The 6,303-nt window shown below is 24.4% G+C and carries 4 protein-coding genes; 2 read left to right on the top strand and 2 right to left on the bottom strand.

Annotation, left to right across the window (positions count from 1 at the left end; genetic code table 11):
• Together metE and D9V73_RS00135 are read right to left on the bottom strand one after the other, a co-directional pair.
• The coding region (gene metE / locus D9V73_RS00140; protein ID WP_261979183.1) for a 5-methyltetrahydropteroyltriglutamate--homocysteine S-methyltransferase at window positions 1-1,565 on the bottom strand (1,565 nt) is incomplete at its 3' end.
• Between the two features lie 485 nt (window positions 1,566-2,050).
• Window positions 2,051-2,854, bottom strand: a complete 804-nt coding sequence (locus D9V73_RS00135) for a Cof-type HAD-IIB family hydrolase (RefSeq protein ID WP_158336250.1) — start codon at window positions 2,852-2,854, stop codon at window positions 2,051-2,053.
• A 169-nt stretch (window positions 2,855-3,023) separates the two neighbouring features.
• Here D9V73_RS00135 and glmU point away from each other — a divergent pair, with 169 nt between their 5' ends.
• The gene (gene glmU, locus D9V73_RS00130; RefSeq protein WP_158336249.1) at window positions 3,024-4,382 is read left to right on the top strand and encodes a bifunctional UDP-N-acetylglucosamine diphosphorylase/glucosamine-1-phosphate N-acetyltransferase GlmU; all 1,359 of its coding nucleotides are present in this window, start codon (window positions 3,024-3,026) and stop codon (window positions 4,380-4,382) included.
• 60 nt (window positions 4,383-4,442) lie between these two features.
• Complete coding sequence (gene glmS, locus D9V73_RS00125; RefSeq protein WP_158336248.1) at window positions 4,443-6,278, top strand: glutamine--fructose-6-phosphate transaminase (isomerizing); 1,836 nt, start codon at window positions 4,443-4,445, stop codon at window positions 6,276-6,278.
• Window positions 6,279-6,303 lie beyond the last annotated feature (25 nt).

Below are 6,303 nucleotides of genomic sequence, written 5' to 3'. Positions count from 1 at the left end.
ATAGGCGGTTTTACATATCTTGATCCATAACTTTGTACCCATCCATGCTTGGTAAATGCAAAACCATTTAAATTTTCTCCGAAATACTCTACCATATCATTTCGTTCAAATTCACCATGTACTAAAACATCTATATCTAAATTTTCTTGAAAAGTTATAACAGATGCTATACTTTTATAAATTTCATTTTTATATTGTTTATAACTTATTTTCCCTTCTTTAAAATCAGAACGTAATTTTCTTATTTCATATGTTTGAGGGAAAGAACCTATAGTAGTAATTGGAAGAATAGGTAAGTTTAATTTTTCTTTTTGCTTTCTTGCTCTTACAACATACTCATTTTTTCTTTTATTATCAATAGACGATATCGAATCAATTTTACTTTGTACTAATAAATCATTGACTAAATTCGAATTACAACGAGAATGAATTGGTTGACTCCAAGCATCTATATCTTCTGTAATATTATTATTCAAAGCATATTTTAATAAAGATAACTCATGACATTTTTGCAAAGAAAAAGAAAACCAATTTTTTATTTCTACACTTAAAGAATCTTCTAATTCAAGATCTATAGGAGAATGTAACAATGAACAAGAAGAAGCAATCCAAACTTCTTTTCTAAACATTAAAAAAGATTTTAATTTCGAAAAACATTGAGTCAAATCTGTACGCCAAATATTTCTTCCATTTATAATACCTAACGATATTAACCATTCTTCAGGAATCTGAGAATTTAATAAAGATAAATTACATTTTCCAGATACTAAATCCACATGTAAACCTTGTACCGGTAATTGACATATTATATCAAGATTATGATTAATACTTCCAAAATACGTAGTTAATAATATTTTTCCATATCCTAGCAAACTTTCATACACATGATGAAAAGAATTTTTCCATTTATCTGGTAATTCTAATGCTAAAATAGGTTCATCAATTTGAATCCATGTAATACCTCTTTTTTTTAATTCTAATAAAATATCTTTATAAACTGGAATCATCTTATTTAACAAATTTAATTTATCAAAACAAGAACCTTTTACTTTTCCTATCCATAAATAGGTCAACGGACCTAAAATCACAGGTTTAACATTAGTATGCAATAATAGTGCTTCGTCAACTTCTTCTAGTAATTGTAACCAAGACAGGCTGAATGTTGAATTAATAGTAAATTCAGGAACAATATAATGATAATTAGTATCAAACCATTTCGTCATATCCGATGCAGGAACTAATTCTTTTCCAATGGAATACCCACGAGCAATACTAAATAAAGTATCTAAGTTTACAGTATCATGTTGTTTTCTATGCCTTTCTGGTATATTTCCTAATAACATAGTCATTCCTAAAACATGATCATACCATGCAAAATCACCTACAGGAATAATGTCAATTCCTATTTTTTTTTGCTGTTCCCAATGACGTTGTCTCAACATCTTTCCTACTGATAACAACTCATTCTTAGAAATGCTTCCAGACCAGTAATTTTCTTGTGCAATCTTTAACTCACGCTTTATACCGATTCTAGGAAAACCCAAGGTATGACTAACGACTTTCATATAATAAACCTTATATAAAAATATTTTATTTAATAAAAAATTTTTAAAAATATCAATTTAAAATTACATATAATATAAAATGATAACTGTTATGTATAAAACACTGTGTTGAATTTCTAAATAAAATTTAATTTTAATAAATTAAAAATAATACTAAATTATACCATATATAAAATAAATATTTATATATAATTCAAAAACTAAATATCATGATATTTGCTTACTAATATAAAATTTTTACCAATAAATACATATTAATTTTAATAAATTTATTCCATATAAATAAAAGTATATAAATAATTTAGCTATACTAAGTAAAATCATTAATCTTTAACAATTATTAAATACTATGCGATATATTTAAGTTATCTAGTTAACTTACATGTTATATTTTAAAAAATATTTAAAACATATTGTTAAATAATAATAAACTATTCATCATGAGTAGTTAAAATAATATTAAAAATATTTTAATGTTATTATAGTTAATTAAAAAACACATTGTATAAATAATTTGCTACCCCATCATCTATATTACTACCAATTACCTCTAAATTAGGAAGACACGATTTTAATTTTGGATCGCCATTTTTCATTATACAACCTTTACCAGACATCTCTAACATATCTCTATCATTCATTCCATCACCAAAAGATAAACAATTTCTTAAAGAAAAACCTAATGAATTAGATATTAATTTTAAAGCATTCCCTTTAGAAACTTGACAAGACATAACTTCTAAACAATTAGAATAAGAAAATCCAACATTTACCGTGTTATTAAACTTTCTAATAATATATTTTTCTAAATTAAGTAATTTATTAACGTTATGGCTAGTAAAAAAAATTTTGCTAATACTTTGATTTACTAGATGTTGATAATCAAGTAATTTTCGTTTGAAACCAAACGAAAAATAAGGACCTGAAGTTTTATAATGATCGTAACTAACATACCAATCATCATGAGAATATAGTTGAATTAATACATCTTTTTCTACAGAAAACAATTCTATTAATTTTAATACGATATTCATATCAAGATCGCAACTATATATTAACTTGTTATAACGATTATGAATTCTTGCTCCATTTGAAGTAATAAGAAAAGCAGAAATACCTAAACTATCTTTAATCTTTAAAGCTTCACTATAATGTCTACCTGTTGCAATAACGATAAATAATCCTTTTTTAACTAAATTTTGAACAACGTTTTTAGTATATTCAGTTAAGCGATGCTTCGGAGCTAATAAAGTACCATCAAGATCAAATGAAATAATATGATAATCCATAGTATTCCTAATGTATACTGATAACTAATATAATAATATTCTATATTGAAAAAACTAATTTATATATAGTTACACATGTCAAATTAATATTTTAAAAAAACACCTCATATATATGAAAAAAATTATTATATACTTAATATGATAAAACAAATTAACACTAGGAATACATATGATAAATAAAAACTTAAATATTATTATTCTAGCTGCTGGTAAAGGTAAAAGAATGAATTCCAACTATCCGAAAGTACTTCATACTTTAGGAGATAAACCTATCTTACAGCACGTAATAGATCTAGCAAAATCAATTCATTCAAAACAAATTTATTTAATTTACAATCATAAATATAAATTATTTAAATCCATCATTACTGATCCTTATATAATTTGGATCAAGCAAAAAAAGACATTAGGAACAGGGAATGCAATATATCAAATGATAAATATCTTAAAAAACGACGAAGATTATCTTATCCTGTATGGAGATATGCCACTAATATCTAATAAATCTATAAAAAAATTAATATTTTCTAAAAAAAAATCATCTATTAGTTTATTAACCGCTATAATAAAAAATCCAGAAGAATATGGAAGAGTTATCAGAGAAAAAGGAAAAATTACGAAAATAATAGAATTTTCAGATGCTACTAAAAAACAATTAAAAATACATGAAATTAACTCTGGAATTTTTATTGCTTCTGGAAAAACTTTGAAAAATTTAACAAAAAATATAAAAAACCAAAATACAAATAAAGAGTATTATATTACTGATATTATCTATTTAGCATATCAAAAAAAACACAAAATTACAGCTATACACCCCATTGACAATAATGAAATAAAAGGAATAAACAATAAAGTTCAATTATCAATAATAGAAAAATTATACCAACAAAAAAAAATCAATAATCTATTGTTATCTGGTGTTACAATTTATAATCCATCAAATTTTAATCTGAAAGGTACATTAAAACATGGAAAAAATATAGAAATTGACTATGGAGTTATTTTAGAAGGACATGTTATATTAGGTAATTCTGTTAAAATTGGACCTGGTTGTGTTATAAAAGATAGTATAATTGGAAATAACTGTTCAATTAAAGCATATACAATCATGGAAAAAGTAACTATATCTAATAATTGCATAATTGGTCCTTTTTCTCATTTAAGACATGGAACTATATTAAAAAATAATACTCAAATTGGAAATTTCGTTGAAATAAAAGAAACGATTGTAGGTCACGCATCTAAAATAAAACATTTAAGTTACTTAGGAAATTCTAAAATTGGAAAAAAAGTAAACATAGGAGCAGGAACTATTTTTTGCAACTATGATGGGAAAAAAAAATCTAATACTATTATAGGAAATAATGTTTTTATTGGATCAAATTGTCAATTAGTCGCTCCTATTACTATTGCAAATGATACTGTTATTGCAGCAGGTACTACTGTTATAAAAAATGTTAAAGAGCCTAGTTTAGTTTACAATAAAAAAAAAGAAATACAAAAAAAAATAAAAACTTTAAAATGACATTTTACAATCAAAACTTTTAAATAAATAAAATAAAAACTTTTTATTATAGAGGAAAATATGTGTGGAATAATTGCAGCAATTTCACGAAAAAATATCATAAACATACTTAAAGAAGGAATGATAAGATTAGAATATAGGGGATACGATTCTTCAGGACTGGCTATTATAGATAATAAAAATAAAATTTTAAGATTCCGAGAAAAAGGAAAAGTAAACAATCTAATAAAGAGCATTGAACGATCTCATTTATTTGGAAATATAGGCATCGCACATACTAGATGGGCTACACATGGGAAGGCATTAAAAAAAAATGCTCATCCTCACATATCTAGTAATATTTCTATAGTTCATAACGGAGTTATTGAAAATTATAAAGAAATTAAAATATGTTTAAAAAAAGAAGGATATCAATTTTCTTCTGATACAGATACAGAAGTTATAGCTCACTTAATTCATTTTACTCAAAACAAAAATAATAAAAAAACTCTTTTAACAGTTATACAAAATGTTACTAAAAAATTAAAAGGTAATTATAGTATGGTTATAATGGATAAAAATAATCCAAACGTTTTACTAGCAGTACGATCAGGAAGTCCTTTATTAATAGGAATAGGAAAAGAAGAAAACTATATCACTTCAGATCAAATAGCATTATTAGCTATTACACAACGTTTTATTTATTTACATGAAGGTGATATCGCAATATTAACACATAGCGATATTACTGTTTTTAACAGTCATGGAATATCAAAAAAAAGAAAAGAAACACAATCTAAAATTAATTTTAATAATGTAAGTAAAGGACTATTTCGACACTATATGGAAAAAGAAATACATGAGCAACCTCATTCAATACGAAATACTATTCTAAATCGATTAACAAAAAATAAAACAATCTATTTTTCTGAATTTAATACTCGAGCTAACAAAATATTATCTAAAACAGAACATATTCATATCGTAGCATGTGGAACATCTTATCATGCAGGATTGGTATCGAAATATTGGTTTGAATCACTATCTATGATTCCATGTGATGTTGAAGTTGCTTCAGAGTTTTGTTATAGAAAATTTGTAGTGAGAAAAAATAGTTTATTGTTAATAATCTCACAATCTGGAGAGACTGCTGACAACTTAACTGCTTTAAGAACCGCAAAAAATTTAGGATATCTAGGATCATTAGCAATATGTAATTCAAAAAGTTCATCTCTAGTTTATGAAACTGATTTTTCATTGTTAACTCATGCAGGAATCGAGATAGGAGTTGCATCTACTAAAGCATTTACAGCACAATTAACTGTATTACTTATGTTAGTAGCTAAATTTATTAATATAAAAAAACATAACATTAAGTTAGAACACGATATAGTTAATATATTAAATATACTCCCAGACAGGATTGAATCAATATTAAGATATAAAAATACTATTTATACTTTAGCTAAAAAATTATTTTATAAAAAAAATATTATTTTTCTAGGTAAAGGAGAACAATATCCAATTGCATTAGAAGGAGCATTAAAAATAAAAGAAATTTCGTATATCCATGCAGAAGGATATCCAATAGGAGAATTAAAACATGGTACTTTAGCTTTAGTGGATTCGAAAATTCCAATTATCATTATCGCCCCTAATAATAATTTATTACAAAAAATAAAATTAAATATAGAAGAAATACAAGCTAGAGAGGGTTTAATTTATATTTTTTCAGATCTATTTACTAAATTTAACCAAAATAATAGTAATATTATCAGGTTTCCTTATATAGAAAATTTAATTTCACCTATTTTTTATTCAGTATCACTACAACTTTTAGCATATTACATAGCTTTAATTAAAGGAAATAACATAGATCAACCTAGAAATTTAGCAAAATCAGTTACAGTAGAATAAAATAAAAAATTATTTTACATAATAA

It is taken from the genome of Buchnera aphidicola (Melaphis rhois) (assembly GCF_005080745.1).
Classification (GTDB): Bacteria; Pseudomonadota; Gammaproteobacteria; order Enterobacterales; family Enterobacteriaceae; genus Buchnera_B; species Buchnera_B aphidicola_AT.
Note: the sequence above shows the minus strand (reverse complement) of the source record. Positions and strands in the feature narration are given on the sequence as shown.